The sequence below is a fragment of the Mesorhizobium humile genome (assembly GCF_033977215.1).
In the GTDB taxonomy this organism is placed as follows: Bacteria; Pseudomonadota; Alphaproteobacteria; order Rhizobiales; family Rhizobiaceae; genus Mesorhizobium; species Mesorhizobium humile.
This window is the reverse complement of the sequence record NZ_JAVIIV010000008.1, coordinates 1-17,477: the sequence shown is the minus strand read 5'-3', so window position 1 is coordinate 17,477 and position 17,477 is coordinate 1. Positions and strand designations below refer to the sequence as shown.

18 protein-coding genes are annotated in these 17,477 nt (G+C 63.3%); 7 read left to right on the top strand and 11 right to left on the bottom strand.

The features are described 5' to 3' along the window. Positions 1 to 27: 27 nt before the first annotated feature. The 3 genes from RFM52_RS13950 (at position 28) to RFM52_RS13940 (ending at position 2,591) form a co-directional block, all read left to right on the top strand. Complete coding sequence (locus RFM52_RS13950; protein ID WP_320295776.1) at positions 28 to 831, top strand: DUF72 domain-containing protein; 804 nt, start codon at positions 28 to 30, stop codon at positions 829 to 831. 247 nt (positions 832 to 1,078) lie between these two features. Next, on the top strand, positions 1,079 to 1,333 hold the full coding sequence (locus tag RFM52_RS13945; RefSeq protein ID WP_320295777.1) for a hypothetical protein: 255 nt from the start codon (positions 1,079 to 1,081) through the stop codon (positions 1,331 to 1,333). A gap of 112 nt (positions 1,334 to 1,445) precedes the next feature. Next, positions 1,446 to 2,591 (top strand): GGDEF domain-containing protein, encoded by a 1,146-nt coding sequence (locus RFM52_RS13940; protein ID WP_320295960.1) that lies wholly within the window; start codon positions 1,446 to 1,448, stop codon positions 2,589 to 2,591. Positions 2,592 to 2,614: 23 nt separating this feature from the next. Here RFM52_RS13940 and RFM52_RS13935 read toward each other — a convergent pair whose 3' ends face one another. The 6 genes from RFM52_RS13935 to urtA form a co-directional block, all read right to left on the bottom strand. Then, positions 2,615 to 2,791 carry a hypothetical protein gene (locus tag RFM52_RS13935; RefSeq protein ID WP_095765283.1) on the bottom strand — a complete coding sequence of 59 codons (177 nt, stop codon included), beginning with the start codon at positions 2,789 to 2,791 and terminating at the stop codon, positions 2,615 to 2,617. Positions 2,792 to 3,057: 266 nt separating this feature from the next. After that, a complete protein-coding gene (gene urtE, locus RFM52_RS13930) occupies positions 3,058 to 3,753 on the bottom strand; it encodes an urea ABC transporter ATP-binding subunit UrtE (RefSeq protein ID WP_320295778.1) in 696 nt (231 codons plus the stop codon). Between the two features lie 70 nt (positions 3,754 to 3,823). Further along, complete coding sequence (gene urtD, locus RFM52_RS13925; protein WP_320295779.1) at positions 3,824 to 4,570, bottom strand: urea ABC transporter ATP-binding protein UrtD; 747 nt, start codon at positions 4,568 to 4,570, stop codon at positions 3,824 to 3,826. Positions 4,571 to 4,576: 6 nt separating this feature from the next. Continuing rightward, complete coding sequence (gene urtC, locus RFM52_RS13920; RefSeq protein ID WP_320295780.1) at positions 4,577 to 5,800, bottom strand: urea ABC transporter permease subunit UrtC; 1,224 nt, start codon at positions 5,798 to 5,800, stop codon at positions 4,577 to 4,579. Then, positions 5,797 to 7,413, bottom strand: coding sequence for an urea ABC transporter permease subunit UrtB (urtB, locus tag RFM52_RS13915; protein WP_320295781.1), 1,617 nt, complete (start codon positions 7,411 to 7,413; stop codon positions 5,797 to 5,799). The genes urtC and urtB overlap by 4 nt, the downstream gene beginning before the upstream one ends. A gap of 108 nt (positions 7,414 to 7,521) precedes the next feature. Next, positions 7,522 to 8,832, bottom strand: coding sequence for an urea ABC transporter substrate-binding protein (gene urtA, locus RFM52_RS13910; RefSeq protein WP_320295782.1), 1,311 nt, complete (start codon positions 8,830 to 8,832; stop codon positions 7,522 to 7,524). 308 nt (positions 8,833 to 9,140) lie between these two features. Between urtA and RFM52_RS13905 the strand changes: the two genes are divergently transcribed. Further along, positions 9,141 to 9,530 carry a hypothetical protein gene (locus RFM52_RS13905; protein WP_320295783.1) on the top strand — a complete coding sequence of 130 codons (390 nt, stop codon included), beginning with the start codon at positions 9,141 to 9,143 and terminating at the stop codon, positions 9,528 to 9,530. Between the two features lie 59 nt (positions 9,531 to 9,589). Here the strand turns inward: RFM52_RS13905 and RFM52_RS13900 are convergent, their stop codons facing one another. The 3 genes from RFM52_RS13900 to RFM52_RS13890 all read right to left on the bottom strand — a co-directional run bounded on the left by RFM52_RS13900 (position 9,590) and on the right by RFM52_RS13890 (position 12,229). After that, a complete protein-coding gene (locus RFM52_RS13900; protein WP_320295784.1) occupies positions 9,590 to 11,161 on the bottom strand; it encodes a GMC family oxidoreductase in 1,572 nt (523 codons plus the stop codon). A gap of 48 nt (positions 11,162 to 11,209) precedes the next feature. Next, positions 11,210 to 11,758 (bottom strand): gluconate 2-dehydrogenase subunit 3 family protein, encoded by a 549-nt coding sequence (locus RFM52_RS13895; protein WP_320295785.1) that lies wholly within the window; start codon positions 11,756 to 11,758, stop codon positions 11,210 to 11,212. A gap of 75 nt (positions 11,759 to 11,833) precedes the next feature. After that, complete coding sequence (locus tag RFM52_RS13890) at positions 11,834 to 12,229, bottom strand: VOC family protein (RefSeq protein ID WP_320295786.1); 396 nt, start codon at positions 12,227 to 12,229, stop codon at positions 11,834 to 11,836. Here RFM52_RS13890 and RFM52_RS13885 point away from each other — a divergent pair. Then, on the top strand, positions 12,207 to 12,452 hold the full coding sequence (locus RFM52_RS13885) for a hypothetical protein (protein WP_320295787.1): 246 nt from the start codon (positions 12,207 to 12,209) through the stop codon (positions 12,450 to 12,452). The two genes, RFM52_RS13890 and RFM52_RS13885, sit on opposite strands and share 23 nt — an antisense overlap. Positions 12,453 to 12,573: 121 nt before the next feature. Beyond that, positions 12,574 to 12,879, top strand: a complete 306-nt coding sequence (locus RFM52_RS13880; protein WP_320295788.1) for a ribbon-helix-helix domain-containing protein — start codon at positions 12,574 to 12,576, stop codon at positions 12,877 to 12,879. Positions 12,880 to 12,975: 96 nt separating this feature from the next. On the opposite strand, the gene RFM52_RS13875 is transcribed toward RFM52_RS13880, so the two are convergent. Together RFM52_RS13875 and cckA are read right to left on the bottom strand one after the other, a co-directional pair. After that, positions 12,976 to 13,683: a purine-nucleoside phosphorylase gene (locus tag RFM52_RS13875; RefSeq protein ID WP_320295789.1), complete on the bottom strand. Its 708-nt coding sequence runs from the start codon at positions 13,681 to 13,683 to the stop codon at positions 12,976 to 12,978. Between the two features lie 169 nt (positions 13,684 to 13,852). Next, a complete protein-coding gene (gene cckA / locus RFM52_RS13870) occupies positions 13,853 to 16,432 on the bottom strand; it encodes a cell cycle histidine kinase CckA (RefSeq protein WP_320295790.1) in 2,580 nt (859 codons plus the stop codon). Between the two features lie 211 nt (positions 16,433 to 16,643). Here cckA and RFM52_RS13865 point away from each other — a divergent pair, with 211 nt between their 5' ends. Further along, positions 16,644 to 17,366: a flagellar biosynthetic protein FliO gene (locus RFM52_RS13865; RefSeq protein WP_320295791.1), complete on the top strand. Its 723-nt coding sequence runs from the start codon at positions 16,644 to 16,646 to the stop codon at positions 17,364 to 17,366. Positions 17,367 to 17,477 lie beyond the last annotated feature (111 nt).

The following is a 17,477-nucleotide window of genomic DNA, read 5'->3' as shown; positions in this document are numbered from 1 at the left end:
TATTTCAAGACACGGAGGAGGAAGACAATGAGCCAAGGAAAGATCCGCTCCGGCATGGGCGGCTGGACTTTCGAGCCCTGGGACACCTCCTTCTATCCGGAAAAACTCGCCAAGGCCAAGCAGCTGCACTACGCCAGCCGCCATGTGCCGAGCATCGAGGTCAACGGCACCTATTATTCCAGCTTCAAGGAACCGACTTTCATCAAATGGGCCAACGACGTGCCTGACGGCTTCGTCTTCTCGCTCAAGGGCAACCGCTTCGTCACCAACCGCAGGGTGCTCGGCGAAGCAGGTGAATCGATGATGCGCTTCCTCGGCTCCGGCGTCGCCGCGCTCGGCGAGAAGCTCGGCCCGATTCTCTGGCAATTCGCGCCGACCAAGAAATTCGACGCCGACGATTTCGAAGCTTTCCTGAAACTTCTGCCCGAAAAGCAGGACGGCGTGCCGTTGCGCCATGCGCTGGAGGTCCGCCACGACAGCTTCGTCGTGCCGGAATTCCCGGCGCTCGCTCGAAAATACAACGCCGCGATCGTCTATGCCGACCATGCCAAATATCCGGCAATCGCGGATGTGACCGGCGATTTCGTCTATGCGCGGTTGCAGACCGGTAGCGACGACAATCCGGATTGTTATACGCCGAAAGGCCTCGACGAATGGGCGGGACGCGTGAAGACCTGGGCGGAGGGCAAGCAACCAGCCGACCTGCTGCGCGCCGATCCGAAGACCGACGCACCGGTTAAGCCGCGTGACGTGTTCGTCTACTTCATCACCGAGGGCAAGGTGCGCGCGCCTTTCGGCGCGATGGCGCTGATGAAACGGGTGGCAGCCTAGAGCGCGTCGCCGCTGCACACTTCTGAGCGATATGCATTAGAGCTACCCAGCCCTTTATTCCCACGCTTGAGCTTTGCCGGGGCGACGCGGCGCTATCGGCGGCTGGCTTGTCGGAACCTGCCGGCCATCTTGACCGTTCTGGTCTCAACCGCCGGCCGCAGGACACCGCCGAGGGCCGGTACGGCGAGGTTGACGCCTCGCAAAACGCTCGCCAAATCCCGCTGCGTCGGAAAAGGAGCGAGGAAAGATGACCGTCATCCTCGGTGCGTTGCTTACGGTCGCCGGCATCGTGTACATGGCAGGCGCCGCTCTGCGGCGCGGACGACTGAGTGACCCAGCACCAACAGCGCCGGATCGCCCGGCGCCGAACCTGGCAACACCGGGCCCGACACTGGAGCCGCGGCGGCGCGGACTTGGTTTCCTCGGCCTGTCGCAGAACTGGCCGGGTCTGCTGATGATGGCGGTCGGCATCCTCCTGTTGCTGTCGATGGCGGTCCTCTGACGTTGCGGAATTACGGCGCCCTCATCGCTGTCGTAACGTAATCGATACTTCCTTGCTGCACTAATGGACCTACGCCAGGTTGCAGAAGCCCGGCGGCGGCAAGGAAGCCTACATGCTGCTCGACTACAATTCATTGCTTCTGGCCGTCGGCTTCTCCGCCGCTTGCCTCAGCCTCACGCTGTTCGGCACCTGGCTGACCGCGCGTTCGGACAGGTTCCTGCTGACCTGGGCGATCAGCGTGCTGGTCGTGGTGGTCGAGGTCTTTGCCTATGACGCCTATATCAAGCAGCCCGGAGCGGCGCTTGGCGTGCTGACGCTGGCGCTGCTGCTGCTCGGCTTTTCGGTCATGCTGGGTGCCGCTTACCAATACAGGACAAGACGCTCGCCCGTGCCGCGGATCGCGCTTGGCGCGGGCTTGTCCTTCGCGCTGGCCCTGCCGCCGATGGCGCTCGGCTATGACGGCCTGGGCTTCATTCTGGAGAATGCGCTGGCCGCGCTGCTCCTGTTCGGCACCGCGTATGAATATTGGCGGGGTCGCGCGGAAGCGCCCGTCCATCTCATTGGCGTGTCGCTGCTCTATTCGCTGACCGCCGTATCCTTCGTGCTGTGCGCTGCCGTGCTGGCATGGGACGGCAAGCTCGTCCTCGGCCATGCACCGAGCAATTGGGCGGAGGACCTGAGCCTCGTCATCGTCATCGCCTCCATGACCGGTATCGGCGCCTTGTCGTTGGCGCTCAACCAGGGGCGACTTGCCCGCCATCATCAACGCGAGGCGCAAACCGATGCCTTGACCGGGCTGCTCAACCGCCGCGCCTTGTTCGACCTGCACGGCAAGACAGCCGTCGGTGCCTTCACGGCCGTGGTGGTGTTCGACCTCGACGGCTTCAAGGCGGTCAACGACCAGTTCGGTCACGCCGCTGGAGACGAGGTGCTGAAGGTCTTCGCCGAAGTGCTTTCCGCTGATCTGCGCCCGAGCGACTCCGTCGCCCGCATGGGAGGCGAGGAATTTGCCATGGTGTTGAGACGCACCTTGCCCGAGACAGCCGAGGCGACGGCCGAACGTGTCAGGTCCGCGTTCGCCGCGCGCACGGTGGAGACCGAGAGCGGGCCATTGCGCTGCACGGTGAGCGCCGGCTTCGCCTTCGGCAGCGCGGACGGCATGAGCTTCGACAAGGTGCTCAGCGCCGCCGACAAGGCGCTCTATGCCGCCAAGCGCGGCGGCCGCAACCGCGTCCTGGATTTTCGCCGCGCCGGTTGAATTCTACCGCGGCGTGCGAACTCTCAATGGTGTGAGATCACTTCGTTGAAAGCGTCGAGATCGACGTAGAAGACCTTGGTGATCTCATCCAGCAGATGATCCTCGTCATAGCCTTGCGACATCAGGATGTTGATCGCGGTCATGATATCGACGCGCTCGGTCAGGCGCCGCTTCTGGTAGTCCTCGACAAAACGTTCCATCGCCGTCCCCTGGCAAGATTCTTTTTGGACGCATTGACCGACAATCACTGCGGGGAAAGCTAAGCAGGCTTGCTTGCGTGGAACTTGCGGGCGGTGTCCGCGCGCCTTCCCCCTCATTCGCGACTGGTACGGAAAGCGGCCGACTCACCAAGGCCAAGAAAAGACTAGCATGCGGTATTCGGCGCACCAGAGTTGGGCAGAGACGACGGAGAGAAATATTGGGCTTGCTATCGGTTCGCGGTGTCAGCCGAAGTCGAGCGACGATTCTAGACTGTCAGGAACTTCCGCACATCCGCGCGGTCGAGGTCCTCGGCGGAACCGGTATGCACTATCTGGCCGCGATCCATGATGTTGACCTCGTCGGCAAGCTCCCGGCAGAAGTCGAGATATTGCTCGACCAGAAGCACGGCGATCCCCGCCTGGTCACGCAGATACCGGATGGCGCGACCGATATCCTTGATGATCGAAGGCTGGATGCCTTCGGTCGGCTCGTCGAGCACCAGGAGCTTCGGCCGCATCACCAGTGCCCGACCGATGGCGAGCTGCTGCTGCTGCCCGCCGGAAAGATCGCCGCCGCGGCGCGACAGCATCTGCTTCAAGACCGGGAACAGCTCGAAGACATGCGCTGGAACATTACGGTCTGCACGCCTGAGCGGCGCGAAACCGGATTCCAGGTTCTCGCGCACCGTCAGCAGGGGAAAAACCTCCCTGCCCTGCGGCACGAATGCGATGCCCGACCGGGCGCGATCATACGCCGCGCTCCGGTCGAGCGCCTTCCCCTCGAAGGCAACGCTTCCGCTCGTCAGCCGGTGATGGCCGACGATCGATCTCATCAAACTGGTCTTGCCGACGCCGTTGCGGCCGAGCACGCAAGTGATCTTGCCGGCGCCGGCCGTCAGCGAAACGCCGCGCAGCGCCTGGGCGGCGCCGTAATGCAGCGTGGCGTTGGAGACTTCGAGCATGTTCAGCCCCTTCGCCAGCGCTTCAGAAAAGCGAAATCGAAACGGTGGAACGAAACCCGCCAGACCATGCTCAGCGCCCCAGATAGACTTCGACGACCCGCTCGTCCGCCGAAACGAAATCGAGCGTGCCTTCCGACAGCACCGAGCCCTCGTGCAGGCAGGTGACCTTGACGCCGAGCTCGCGCACGAAATGCATGTCGTGCTCGACGACGACCACCGAATGGTCGCGCGCGATGTCCTTGAGCAGGCGCGCGGTCTCCTCGGTCTCGGCATCGGTCATGCCGGCGACCGGCTCGTCGACGAGCAGTAGCTTCGGATCCTGCGCAAGCAGCATGCCGATCTCCAGCCATTGCTTCTGGCCGTGGCTGAGATTGGCGGCGAACTCGTCACGCTTGTCGCCGAGACGGATGACGCCGAGTATGTCGTCGATGCGCCGCGTCTCGGTCGCCGAGCGGCGATGGAACAGCGCCGGGAAGATCGAGCGCGGTCCCTTCAGCGCCAGCATGAGATTGTCCTCGACGCTGTGGCTCTCGAAGACGGTCGGCTTCTGGAACTTGCGGCCGATGCCCATCATGGCGATCTCGGCCTCGTCATGCCGGGTAAGATCGACCTGGCCGTCGAAGAACACCTCGCCCTCGTCCGGCCGCGTCTTGCCGGTGACGATGTCCATCATCGTCGTCTTGCCGGCGCCGTTGGGTCCGATGATGGCGCGCATCTCGCCCTTGTCGAGCACCAGCGACAGATTGTTGATGGCGCGAAAGCCGTCGAAGGAAACCGAAACGCCGTCGAGATAGAGGATGGTATTCGACTTGTTCATGATCGCTCACTCCGCCGGCTGCGGTTCGGCGCCGGCGGTCGACCAGGCGCCCGGTGTTCTCGCCGCCGAGCGCACGATCTTTGGCTCCGGCGCCTGTGGATCGGCACCGGCTTCGGCCGCGAGCGAAGCGGCGCGCAGCGCCCTCGCCTTGCCGCGCCAGCCGTCCCACATTCCGACGATGCCCTTGGGCAAAAGCAGCGTGACGGCGACGAACAGCCCGCCCAGCGCGAACAGCCAGAATTCCGGCAGCACGCCGGTGAACCAGGACTTGCCGGCGTTGACGAGCAGCGCGCCGATGATCGGGCCGACGATGGTGCCGCGCCCGCCGACGGCGGTCCAGATCACCACCTCGATCGAATTCGACGGCTCGAACTCGCCAGGATTGATGATGCCGACCTGCGGCACGTAAAGCGCGCCGGCGATGCCGGCCATGATGGCCGAGACGGTGAAGGCGAAGAGCTTGACGTTCTCGGCCCGCCAGCCAAGGAAGCGGGTGCGGCTCTCGGCATCGCGCACCGCCATCAGCAGCTTGCCGTATTTGGAGCGCACGATCGCCGCGGTGACGAAGACGGCGAGCGCCAGCGTGACGGCGCTCGCCGCAAACAGCGCCGAGCGCGTCGCATCGGCCTGCACGTTGAAGCCCAGAATATCCTTGAAGTCGGTCAGGCCGTTGTTGCCGCCGAACCCCATGTCGTTGCGGAAGAAGGCGAGCAGCAGCGCATAGGTCATCGCCTGGGTGATGATCGACAGATAGACGCCGGTGACGCGACTGCGAAAGGCGAACCAGCCGAAAACGAAGGCGAGCAGGCCCGGCACCGCCAGCACCATGAGCACCGCGAACCAGAAATGATCGAAGCCGTGCCAGAACCAGGGCAGTTCCTTGTAGTTCAGGAACACCATGAAATCCGGCAGGATCGGATTGCCGTAGACGCCGCGCGAGCCGATCTGGCGCATCAGATACATGCCCATCGCATAGCCGCCGAGCGCGAAGAAAGCGCCGTGGCCGAGCGAAAGGATGCCGCAATAGCCCCAGACCAGATCGAGCGCGAGCGCCAGCAGCGCGTAGCACAGATATTTGCCGACCAACGCCACGATGTAGGGCGGGATGTAGAAGGCGCTTTGCGGCGACACCGCCAGGTTGAGCAGCGGCACGACGATGGCGGCCGCGAGCAAGGCGAGGATCGTGGCGGCGATGCGGCGGTCGGCGGAAAGGAAGCGCTGCGCGATCATGCTTCCACCGCCCTGCCCTTGAGCGCGAACAGGCCGCGCGGGCGCTTCTGGATGAACAGGATGATCAGCACCAGCACGACGATCTTGCCGAGCACCGCGCCGGCATAGGGCTCGAGGAACTTGTTGACGATACCGAGCGAGAAGGCGCCGACCAGCGTGCCCCACAGATTGCCGACGCCGCCGAAGACCACGACCATGAAGCTGTCGATGATGTAGCCGCGGCCGAGATTGGGCGAGACGTTGTCGATCTGGCTGAGCGCCACGCCGGCAATGCCGGCGATGCCGGATCCGAGCGCGAAGGTCAGCGCGTCGACCCACGGCGTCCTGATGCCCATCGAGGCGGCCATGCGCCGATTGGCGGTGACGGCGCGCATCTGTAGGCCCCAGGGCGTGCGCTTCATCACATAGAGCAACACGCCGAAGACGGTGAGCGCGAAAACCAGGATCCAGAGTCGGTTCCAGGTAATGGCCAGCTGGCCGACGTCGAACGAGCCGGACATCCAGGACGGGTTGCCGACCTCCTGGTTGGTCGGCCCGAAAATCGTGCGCACCGCCTGCTGCAGGCTCAGCGAGACGCCCCAGGTAGCCAGAAGCGTTTCCAGCGGCCGGCCATAGAGGAACCGGATGATGCCGCGCTCGATGGCAAGACCGACCAGCCCTGCCACAAGGAAGGCGAGCGGCAGCGCGATGACCAGCGACCAGTCGAACAGGCCGGGGAACGAGGTGCGGATCACCTGCTGGACGACGAAGGTGGTGTAGGTGCCAAGCATCACCATCTCGCCATGTGCCATGTTGATGACGCCCATGACGCCGAAGGTGATGGCGAGCCCGATCGCGGCCAGCAGCAGCACGGAACCCAGCGAAATGCCGTACCAGATGTTCTGTCCGGCATCCCAAAAGGCCAACGTCGAATTGATGCCCGCGATTGCAGCTGTCGCGGCTTCCTTGACTGCTCCAGAGGCGTTGGCCTCGACCGAGGTGAGCAGCGAAACCGCGCTACGGTCGCCACGCGCACCGATCACGGCGATTGCGGCGAGCTTGTCTGCATCGGGCTTGTCTGAAACCAGAATGGAAGCGGCACGCGCCTGTTCCAGCAAAGCCTTGACGCTCGCCACGCTTTCGCTGGCGATGGCTGCGTCGAGCGGGCTGATATTGGCGGCGTCCGGTGTCTTGAACATTGTGTCTGCGGCGGCGATGCGCACAGTCGGATCCTTGGAACCAAGCGTCAACGTGCCCAATGCATCGCGGATAGTGCGGCGCAACGTGTTGTTGACGCTGATCTTGGTTATGTCGTCCTCGGAGGCCTCGCCTGCTGCCTCGCCGCTCAGAGGGTCGAAAAGCTGGATGTTCTCGTCGCCTTCCTTGCCGACAAACACCATCGAGTCGGCCGTACGAATGTAAAGATTGCCGTCCGCCAATGCAGCAAGCGGCCGTTCGACAGCCGGATCGCCTGTGGCCGTCAACTCTTGAACGACTGTTCCCGTCTCGGAAAAGTCCGTTACTGTCGCGAATTTGGCGATGATGGCACGCAGATCGGCTTCCGCAGCGCCCGAAGACGACAGCGTCGTCAGCAGGAATAAAAGCGTCAGGCCAATCGCATGCAAAATCTTCATCGGTTTTTGGTGACCCTTGAAGCTTGAAGTGGGGCGTCCGGACAGTGGAGGAACTGTCCGGACGCGCGCGGTCTTGGGCATGGACCTGAAGGTCCAGCCCGGGGAGGATCAGTTCGTGCCCTTGCCGCCGCACTTGCCGGTTTTGACGTTGAAGTTGCCGCAGCCGAGCGGCGCGCGCCAATCGGAAATCAGGTCCTTAGAGTCGGGCAGGTAGTCGGACCATTCGTCGCCCATCACCAGGCCCGGCGTCTTCGAAACCGTTTGGAACTGGCCATTGGCCTGGATTTCACCGATCAGCACCGGCTTGGTGATGTGGTGGTTCGGCATCATCGTCGAATAGCCGCCGGTCAGGTTCGGCACCGAAACGCCGACCATGGCATCGATGACCTTGTCCGGATCGGTGGTGCCGGCCTTTTCAACCGCCTTCACCCACATGTTGAAGCCGATATAGTGAGCTTCCATCGGGTCGTTGGTGGTGCGCTTGTTGTTCTTGATGAACTTGTGCCAGTCGGCGATGAACTTCTTGTTCTCAGGCGTGCTGACGCTCTCGAAATAGTTCCACGCGGCGAGATGGCCGACCAGCGGCTTGGTGTCGAGGCCGGCAAGTTCTTCCTCACCAACCGAGAATGCCATGACCGGGATGTCCTCGGCCTTGATGCCCTGGTTGCCGAGTTCCTTGTAGAACGGCACGTTGGCGTCGCCGTTGACGGTCGAGACGACGGCCGTCTTCTTGCCGGCCGAGCCGAATTTCTTGATCGCCGAGACTTCGGTCTGCCAGTCGGAGAAACCGAACGGCGTGTAGTTGACCATGATGTCTTCCGCCGGCACGCCCTTCGCCTTCAAATAGGCTTCGAGGATCTTGTTGGTGGTGCGCGGATAGACATAGTCGGTGCCTTCGAGCACCCAGCGCTTCACCGAGCCGCCATCGGCGCTCATCAGGTAATCGACGGCCGGAATGGCCTGCTGGTTCGGCGCGGCACCGGTGTAGAAGACGTTGCGCTCGCTCTCCTCGCCCTCATACTGGACCGGGTAGAACAGGATGTTGTCGAGTTCCGAGAACACCGGCAGCACCGATTTGCGCGACACCGAGGTCCAGCAACCGAACACGGCGGCGACCTTGTCCTTGGAAATCAGCTCGCGCGCCTTTTCGGCAAACAGCGGCCAGTTGGACGCCGGATCGACGACCACCGCTTCCAGTTTCTTGCCGAGCAGGCCGCCCTTGGCGTTTTGCTCTTCGATAAGCATCAGCATGACGTCTTTCAGCGTCGTCTCCGAAATCGCCATGGTCCCCGACAGCGAATGGAGGATGCCGACCTTGATCGTGTCTTCAGCCGCCTTGGCGGAAGCCGATGCCAACAGACCGGCCGCGACGACGCCCGCCGACAGGATTTTTGTTATTTTCGCGAAGTTACCCCTCATATGACACACTCCCAAGCGTGGTTGTTTTGCATCGCAGCATAGACTGTGCAAGCGACGTGCCAGACGAGAGTGCGCTCAACGGAATTTCGGGATAACGAAGAGATTACAGTCTGTTATCCGGTAGCCGGGAAAGTTTTCACATCCGCTGCGTTGCGGCAGGTTGAGAAAAGTTTACGCAACGCTGCCTAGATTTTGCCCAAATAGTAAAAATGCCTAAACTTTCACCGCAAAGGCAGAGCAAGGCTGATCAGCCCTGTTGCGGGCCTATGGCAAAATGGGGCAAGGTCGCCGCGCAAACGAGCAACGTCATGGCCCTGCGCACGATCCTGACTTTCCTGCTTCTCGTGTCCGCCGCCGGCGGCGCCCGCGCCGATTTTGCCGATGGCAAGCTGCCGGACGGCGTCTATCACTGCGAGGTCTACCTGCTCGGCCTGTTCCTCGACCTGGGCGAGATCACCATCAAAGGCAGCCTCTATAGCGGCCCGGTGACCTTCGGCGCCGCGCCGCCGCCTTACAATTACCAGATGAACCCCAATGGCGAGATCACCTGGCTTGGTCCGCTCGGCGGCTACACCAGCGGCGGCAATTCGATCTCGATGACGCAGGCGACGCTGGACGACCCGAGCGGTCCCTCCTTCGATATCATCATGAAGCAGCAGGACGGCGCCTTCACGGCCTCGACCTGCACCAAAAGATAGCCCCGCATAAAAAAGGCGCGGAACCCTCGCGGGTCCCGCGCCAGCAGGCAGTCGGGAGGTCAAATGGTCTTTGCCGACATCTGGGCTGCGATATAGTCGGCCTGGCGGATCGCCAGCGTCACGATGGTCAGCGTCGGGTTCTCCGCCGCGCCGCTGGTGAACTGGCTGCCGTCGGAGACGAACAGGTTCTTGATGTCGTGCGACTGGCCGTGCTTGTTGACGACGCCGTCCTCGGCCTTCTCGCTCATCCGGTTGGTGCCGAGATTGTGGGTCGAGGGGTAAGGCGGCGTCGGGAAGGTCCTGGTCGCCCCAACGGCGGCATAGAGCGCCTGGCCTTGGCTGTAGGCGTGGTCGCGCATCGCTTCATCGTTCGGATGGTCGTCGAAATGGACGTCGGCGATCGGCATGCCGTGCTCGTCCTTTTCGTCCTTGTGCAGCGTGATGCGGTTCTCCTCGCGCGGCATGTCCTCGCCGACGATCCACAGGCCCGCCATATGGTCATAATGATCGAGCGCCGTGGTGAAGGAACGGCCCCAGCCGCCAGGGTTCAGGAAGGCCGCCATGAACGGCAGGCCGAGCGACAGCGTTTCCATCTCATAGCCGCCGACGAAGCCGCGCGAGGGATCGTGGCGCGCCTCGTCGCGGATGATGCCGGCCATGGTGGTGCCGCGGTACATGTGCACCGGCTTGTCGAAGATCGCATAGACCGAGCCGGTGGTGTGGCGCATGTAGTTCTTGCCCACCTGGCCGGACGAGTTGGCAAGCCCGTGCGGGAACTTGCTCGATTCCGAATTGAGCAGCAGGCGCGGGCTCTCGATCGAATTGCCGGCGACCGCGACGATGCGGGCCTTCTGCTCCTGCAGCTTGCCGTCCTTGTCGGCGTAGACGACGCCGGTCACCTTGCCTGAAGCGTCATGGTTGATCTTGATCGCCATGGAGTTCGGCCGGACCTCCAGATGTCCCGTCGCTTCGCCCTTCGGGATCTCGGTGTAGAGCGTCGACCATTTGGCGCCCCATTTGCAGCCCTGGAAGCAGAAGCCGGTCTGCTGGCAGGAATTGCGGTCGTCGCGCTCGATCGAATTGATGGCCATGTTGCCGGTATGGCACTCCTTGTAGCCGAGCTTGTCGGCGCCGGCCTTGAGCACCTTGAAGTTGTTGTTGCCAGGCAGCCGCGGCCAGTTGTTGGTGCCTGTCACACCCATCTTGGCTTCGGCCTTGGCGTAATAGGGCTCCATCTCGGCCAGCGTCACCGGCCAGTCGAGCAGGTTCGCGCCCTTGACCTTGCCGTAGGTCGTGGCCGCCTTGAATTCATGCTCCTGAAAGCGCAGCGAGGCGCCCGCCCAGTGTGTCGTCGAGCCGCCGACCGACTTGACGATCCAGGCCGGCAGGTTCGGGAAATCCTTCGCCACGCGCCAGTCGCCCGAGGTGGTGCGCTTGTCCTTCCAGGCAAGTTGGGCAAAGGAATCCCACTCGTCGTTGATGAAGTCCTCATATTCGCGGCGGGCGCCCGCCTCGAGGATGACGACGTCGATGCCTTTCTGCGCCAGTTCGTTGCCAAGCGTGCCGCCGCCGGCGCCGGAACCGATGATGACGACCACGCCGTCGTTGTTGAGATCAAATGATGCTGCCATGGTTTCCTCCCATGAAATCTGTCGAAATGCGGTTCGAGACAGAGCGGCTCAGAGCCACTCGATGTCGTTGAACCCGCGCGCGATGTAGCCGCCCTTGGAGTAGGACTCGCCCTCGTAACCGAAGATCGGCCACACCTCCTTCTGGTTGTAGAGGCTGACGACGAGGCCGCCGCGCACCGCCTGGAAGAACGGCGTCTTCTCGATGCCGGTGAGCAGCGCGACCCGTTCCTCCTCCCAGCCGAGCCCACGATAGCCGCCCTTGCCGGCCTTCTTGTCGAGCTCGGCGATGCCCTTTTCGATCAGTTCCTTGTGGGCCGGGTCCTTGGCGGCCGTTTCGTCGTGACCCTTGACGGCAATGGCGTAGTATTTGTCCGGCACCTGGTCGTGCGGATAGATGTCGCGCGCCATCTGGATGAGCGTCGCCATCGTCTCGGGCTTCAGCGCCGCGGTTTCGAGGCCCCAGGCATGTTCGGGGCTGATGACTGCGCTGCCGGAGATGATGAGCAGCGCGCCCGCGCCGCCGCGCTTGAGAAGCTCGCGCCGCGAAAGCCCAATCTTCTTCTCATCGACCGGCCTCTTTTCGTAGACTGTGACCATGATTTCCTCCCTGCTTGCTGTGCGCACCCTTGAGAGTGCCGTTGCTGGCGCCGCGCCTCTGCGCGGCAATATCCCCTATTGGAAGCGCCCCCCTCTCTGCAGGACCTCGATCTTGTAACCGTCGGGATCCTCGATGAAGAAGAAGCGGGCGATCAGCGCTCCGTCGCGGTTGAACTCGACGATCTTCTTCGGATTGAGGCCGAGCGCGCCGATCCGGTCGTGCTCGCTGTCGAGATCGGCGACCGAGACTGCGAGATGACCATAGCCGTCGCCGAGCGCATATGGCTCGGTGCGTCCCTTGTTCACGGTCAGCTCCACCTCGAACGGCGAGTCGCCATTGCTGAGATATACGAGCGTGAAGGTCTCGAAATCGAGCCGCTGCGCCACCTCAAGGCCAAAGGCCTTGTTGTAGAAATCGACGGACCGCGCCTCGTCGAGAACCCGGATCATGGAATGGATCGCCTTCGCCAAATCGGTCTCCGCAGCTTCTGGTGCTTACGAAAACGATTATGCGCGCCGGCGAAAAAAGGTGGTGGCAGCCGATTACCACGCATGGGGCTGGAAAAAGGCTAATGTCGCCCCAGTTTTAGCTGCATGCCGCCCAAAAAGCGTGCCGCGGTTTCGGGGATCGGCATGCAGCAAACAAAGGCTTGAAGCGCGTCGCGCCGAAACGGTTTCGAGCGGCGCGCTTTAAGGACGAAAGTCCGATTGCCGTCGCCGGCTATCGGATCGAAAATGATAAACGCAGGCAGTGTTCAAAAAGGCGCCAGCCAACCCAAATCGGCGCCCAAGACAAACAACAATGGGAGGTATCGATGTGCAGAGTCTTTGCCGGGCAGGACCCGGAAGGCTATCGGCAGATCAACAGGTCGATCCGTATCGACGGTCATTCGACCAGCATCCAGCTCGAGGCGACGTTCTGGGATCTGCTTGACGAGATCGCCGACAGCCAGGGACTGACGACGCCGAAATTCATCTCGAAGCTCTATGACGAGGCCATCGAGATCAACGGCCAGATCCCGAACTTCGCTTCCATGCTGCGCACGACCTGCGCGCTCTATCTGCGCGGCCATCGGCCCAGCGCCGAGGACCAAGCCGCGTTGAAGCGGGAAGCCGCCTGAGCAATTCCAGGAATAGTGCTTAGCGGTTTCCGTCCGCAACTGCGGGCCAAGAAACGGCCAAGGTGGTTCAGCGACTCTTCCAACCGCCGAACCGCTTTAGCTCTCCGCGGCGACTTCGAGCGCCAGCCGGGTCATGTCGGTGAACAAGGCCTGGCGTTCCGAATACTCGGTCAACTCGCCGGTGGCGATATGATCGACAACGGTGAGCAGTGACAGCGCTCGCGCGCCGAACTGCGCAGCAATCCGATAGAGCGCACTGGTTTCCATATCGACGGCCAACGCCCCCAGCGCCATCGGTTCGTCGAACCGGGCGCGCCCGTCGGGATGATGAAACACGTCGCTGCAGATCGTCAGACCCGCGCTGCAGGCGATGCCGAGATCGGCCGCGCGTCGCAAAGCCAGCGCATGCAGCGCCTGGTCCGGTCCCGCCGGTTGGTAAAGCCCGAACACCTGTCCGCTGATTGCGCCCTCCGCCCGCGCTTCGCTGGAGATGACGATGCCGCGCAGGGGCACATCTTGCGACAAGCCGCCTGATGTGCCGGTGCGGATCAGCGTCTTCACGCCATGATAGTCGAGCAGTTCATGGGCGTAGATCAGGAACGATGAAACGCCGATGCCGGTCGCCTGGATGCTGACCGGCTTGCCGCGGAATCGGCCGGTGAAACCCAGCGCGCCCCTTCGGCGGTTGACGCAGCGCGGCACTTCCAGAAAGGTTTCCGCCATCCATTGAGCGCGCTCGGAATCGCCCGGCAAAAGCACCGTTTCGGCATAATCCCCCCTCTGCGCCTCGATATGCGGCGTCACGCGCTACCACCCCCCATGATAGACCCATCCGGTCGCCATCATGACAGGGTGGCCGCAATGCGCAAGCGCTGGCTTACCTAGAGCAATCCCAGAAAAATGCCGAACGGACTTATCTCCTTGTCCTACGCAATTCCGAACGGAAAACCGCTCACACTTTTCCTGGAATTGCTCAGGATTCCAGCACGTCCTTGACGATCGTCGCCAGTTGCTTGAGCGAGAACGGCTTCGGCAGGAAGCCGAACTGCGCATCGGCCGGCAGGTTCTTGGCAAAGGCGTCCTCGGCATAACCCGAAACGAACACGAACTTGATGTCCGGCTGGCGTTTGCGCAGCTCGCCGAGCAATGTCGGCCCGTCCATCTCCGGCATCACCACGTCGGACACGACGATATCGACCTTGCCGCCGAGCGCCTCGAACACTTCCAGCGCCTCGACGCCCGATGACGCCTCATGCACGGTGTAGCCGCGCGAGGTCAGCGCCCTGACGCCGCCCATGCGCACCGCGTCTTCGTCCTCGACCAGAAGCACGGTGGCCGAGCCGGAGAGATCCTTGGCAGTGTCGGCCGGCTTGGCCGGGACCGTGGCCGCAGGCGCCTCGCCGGGCTCTGCCTGCTTCTTCACCTCGGCGATGTGGCGCGGCAGGAAGATACGGAACACCGTGCCCTTGCCGACTTCGGAATCGCAGAAGATGAAGCCGCCGGTCTGCTTGATGATGCCGTAGACCATCGACAGGCCGAGGCCCGTGCCCTTGCCCACTTCCTTGGTCGTGAAGAATGGCTCAAAAATCTTCTTCAGCACGTCGGGCGCGATGCCGCTGCCGGTATCCTCGACGTCGACGAGCACATAGTCGGCCGGCGTCAGCTCGCGATAGGCGAAGGATTTGCACTCTTCCGCCGTGACGTTGCGGGTGCGCACGGTGAGATCGCCGCCGCTCGGCATGGCGTCGCGCGCATTGACGGCGAGATTGACCACCACCTGCTCGAACTGGCCGATATCGACCTTGACCGGCCACAGGTCGCGGCCGTGGTCGATCTTCAGCTTGATGTCATTGCCGACCAGGCGGGCGAGCAGCATCCTGAGATCTGCCAGAACATCGGTCAGGTTGAGCACTTCCGGCCGTAGCGTCTGCTTGCGCGAGAACGCGAGCAATTGCCGCACGAGCGAGGCCGCCCGGTTGGCGTTCTGCTTGATGTTCATGATGTCGGGGAAGGACGGATCCGACGGACGGTGGTTGGTCAACAGAAGGTCGGACGCCATGATGATGGCGGTCAAAACGTTGTTGAAGTCGTGCGCGATGCCGCCAGCGAGCTGGCCGACCGCCTGCATCTTCTGGCTCTGCGCCATCTGGCCCTCGAGCGCCTTCTGCTCGGTGGTCTCGACCGCATAGACGATGGCCGATTCCTCGGCGCCTTCGCTGCCCGCGCTGTCGGCGACGGCGTTGACGTAGAAGCGGATGTGGCGCTCCTCGTTGCGGGGCAGCACGGAGTCGATCGGCTCGATATTGGCCTGCCGCTGCCGGGCCTTCTCGAAGGCGGCGGCGAAAGCGGGCCGGTCGCGCTCGTGGATGATGGTCTCGAAGCGCACCCGCCGGTCGACGGCATCGCGGTCGACCACGGATGAAAACAGCTGCAGGAATGGCGCGTTGGTGCGCAGGATGCGTCCGTTTGCATCGACGCCGGCAATAGCCATCGGCGTCGAGTTGAAGAAACGCGTGAAGCGAACCTCGGAGGCCCGCAGCTCCGCGGATGCGTCCTCGCCCTGGGTGCGGTTGAGCACGATCGTGCGGGTCGGGCCGTTCACGCCCTCGCGGCTTGCCGAAACGCGATGCATGAAGCGCACCGGCAGCGCCTGGCCGCTCATGGTGGTGAGGTCCAGGTCGATGACGGCGTTGCGGGTGGTGCCGGGGTCGGCCTTGACCGAGCGCACCAGCGCCATGCCGTCGCCGGCGATGATTTCCGGCAGCGTGATGGCGCCCGGCGTGAAGGAGGCGAGGTCGATGCCCAGCCACTCGGCGAGCGTCGCGTTGATATAGGTGACGCGGCCTTCCTGATCGGCCGAAAAGAACCCGGCCGGCGCATGGTCGAGATGGTCGATGGCCTTCTGCAGGTCGAGGAAGAAACGCTCCTGCTCCGCCCGTTCCTGCGAAATGTCGGCGAGCTGCCAGGCCAGCATCGGCAGCCTTTGCCCGGGCATGCTGAAGGCGCGGGCGCGGGCGCGGTACCAGCGCGCGCCGGGCTCGGCGCCCGGCTTGATCGACTGCGCCAGCCGGAACTCGCCGTCGCCAGGCTGGCCGTCGCGCAGGCCCGACGCCAGCCGGTAGATCGTCATCGACGCCTCGGGGACGTCCGACAATAACCCTTCGACGGTCTTGAGATCGGCGGCCGAGGCAGCGCCCGTCATATCGGCATAGGCGCGGTTGGCGTAGACGACGCGGCCCTTGGTGTCGGTGACCAGCAAGCCCTGCGACATCGAGTCGACGAAGGCTTTCGACAGTTCGTCGCCGGTCGAACGCGGCGCGATCTGCACGAAGCCGATCGCGGTCGCGAACAGGAAGCCGACACCGATCATGGCGAGCACGCCGAGCATGCCGAGCAGGAAAGGATCGCCGAGGCGCTCGCGGAAAAGTCCGAAGACGATCGCGGCGCCGGTCAGCACGACGATGAAGACGATGAGCCTGGTGACGGCGCCCGGACGCGTGTTCTGGTCGACGATCGGTACCGGATAGAAATCGCCGCGCGCTTCCTTGGCCATGTTCCCCCTGCTCGTGATTCCGGTGTCCGACGGGCGCGGACGGCCGGTTGAATCACATTCTCCTGTAACGGAAAAGGCCCCGGCGGCAAATGTCCGATAAAATCAACGATTCATGTTTCAAACTGTTCACGAAAGGTGAAGCCAACTTGCGGTCGCTGGTCCCAACGGTCTAGTGTCCCCTCACTTCAAAGATGGCGATTGGGGTGCACCGATGCAGTGGCTGGATAACGTGGCGGGCCCGGGTTATGTCGCTGCAATCCTGTGGACGGTAGCGGCCCTCATCCTGCTGGTTGTCGTCCTGCTCGCCATCAAGGTGGTCCGCAACCTGACCTTCGGCACCTTCGTCGCCGGCGGCAGGAACCGCAAGACGCGCCTTGCGGTCATGGATGCCACCGCCGTCGACAGCCATCGCAGGCTGGTGCTGGTGCGCCGCGACGACATCGAGCACCTGATCCTGATCGGCGGGCCGACCGATGTCGTGGTCGAGCGCGACATCAGGCTGGCGGCACCTCGCCGCCCTGCGCTGACCGGCGACAGCGGGCAGCAGCAGGCGGCAGCCACCGCCCCGCGCCCGCGCGCGCCGCAACCGGCGCCAGCTCCCGCACCCGCCCCGGCCAGGCAGGCGCCGCCGCCTGCCGCCCAGCCAGCCGCCGCCGCACGTCCGCGCGCGCCGGCACCCGCGCCCAAGCCGGCGGCGCCGAGCCAGTCGACGGCGAAAGTCACGCCGCTGCCGAGCTATGGGACGACGAATGGCAGCACCAGATATGCGCCGCCGCCTTCAAACGACTCCATTGACGACACGCTGATGCACGAGCTCGAGACCTCTCTCGACGACCAGCATTCCCAGCCGGCAATCGCCAAGCCCGCGGCCAAGCCTTCGCTCGATGACGAGATGACCAAGCTCCTTGGCGAGTTGGGCAGCCACAAGCGCTGACCTGGCGACAGCTTGCCGGCACAGGCGCACCTCTCCGCAGCTTAAAGCAGGTCGCGTGAAAAAGGATTCACGCGACCTGCTTTAAGTGTTTGATTTTAAGCATGTCTTTGT

What these genes read in the sequence shown, in the direction of transcription:
- RFM52_RS13950 (WP_320295776.1), top strand. Translation starts at nt 28, where the DNA reads ATGAGCCAAGGAAAGATCCGCTCCGGCATGGGCGGCTGGACTTTCGAG.
- RFM52_RS13945 (WP_320295777.1), top strand. Translation starts at nt 1,079, where the DNA reads ATGACCGTCATCCTCGGTGCGTTGCTTACGGTCGCCGGCATCGTGTAC.
- RFM52_RS13940 (WP_320295960.1), top strand. Translation starts at nt 1,446, where the DNA reads ATGCTGCTCGACTACAATTCATTGCTTCTGGCCGTCGGCTTCTCCGCC.
- RFM52_RS13935 (WP_095765283.1), bottom strand. Translation starts at nt 2,791, where the DNA reads ATGGAACGTTTTGTCGAGGACTACCAGAAGCGGCGCCTGACCGAGCGC.
- urtE (WP_320295778.1), bottom strand. Translation starts at nt 3,753, where the DNA reads ATGCTCGAAGTCTCCAACGCCACGCTGCATTACGGCGCCGCCCAGGCG.
- urtD (WP_320295779.1), bottom strand. Translation starts at nt 4,570, where the DNA reads ATGAACAAGTCGAATACCATCCTCTATCTCGACGGCGTTTCGGTTTCC.
- urtC (WP_320295780.1), bottom strand. Translation starts at nt 5,800, where the DNA reads ATGATCGCGCAGCGCTTCCTTTCCGCCGACCGCCGCATCGCCGCCACG.
- urtB (WP_320295781.1), bottom strand. Translation starts at nt 7,413, where the DNA reads ATGAAGATTTTGCATGCGATTGGCCTGACGCTTTTATTCCTGCTGACG.
- urtA (WP_320295782.1), bottom strand. Translation starts at nt 8,832, where the DNA reads ATGAGGGGTAACTTCGCGAAAATAACAAAAATCCTGTCGGCGGGCGTC.
- RFM52_RS13905 (WP_320295783.1), top strand. Translation starts at nt 9,141, where the DNA reads ATGGCCCTGCGCACGATCCTGACTTTCCTGCTTCTCGTGTCCGCCGCC.
- RFM52_RS13900 (WP_320295784.1), bottom strand. Translation starts at nt 11,161, where the DNA reads ATGGCAGCATCATTTGATCTCAACAACGACGGCGTGGTCGTCATCATC.
- RFM52_RS13895 (WP_320295785.1), bottom strand. Translation starts at nt 11,758, where the DNA reads ATGGTCACAGTCTACGAAAAGAGGCCGGTCGATGAGAAGAAGATTGGG.
- RFM52_RS13885 (WP_320295787.1), top strand. Translation starts at nt 12,207, where the DNA reads ATGGAATGGATCGCCTTCGCCAAATCGGTCTCCGCAGCTTCTGGTGCT.
- RFM52_RS13880 (WP_320295788.1), top strand. Translation starts at nt 12,574, where the DNA reads ATGTGCAGAGTCTTTGCCGGGCAGGACCCGGAAGGCTATCGGCAGATC.
- cckA (WP_320295790.1), bottom strand. Translation starts at nt 16,432, where the DNA reads ATGGCCAAGGAAGCGCGCGGCGATTTCTATCCGGTACCGATCGTCGAC.
- RFM52_RS13865 (WP_320295791.1), top strand. Translation starts at nt 16,644, where the DNA reads ATGCAGTGGCTGGATAACGTGGCGGGCCCGGGTTATGTCGCTGCAATC.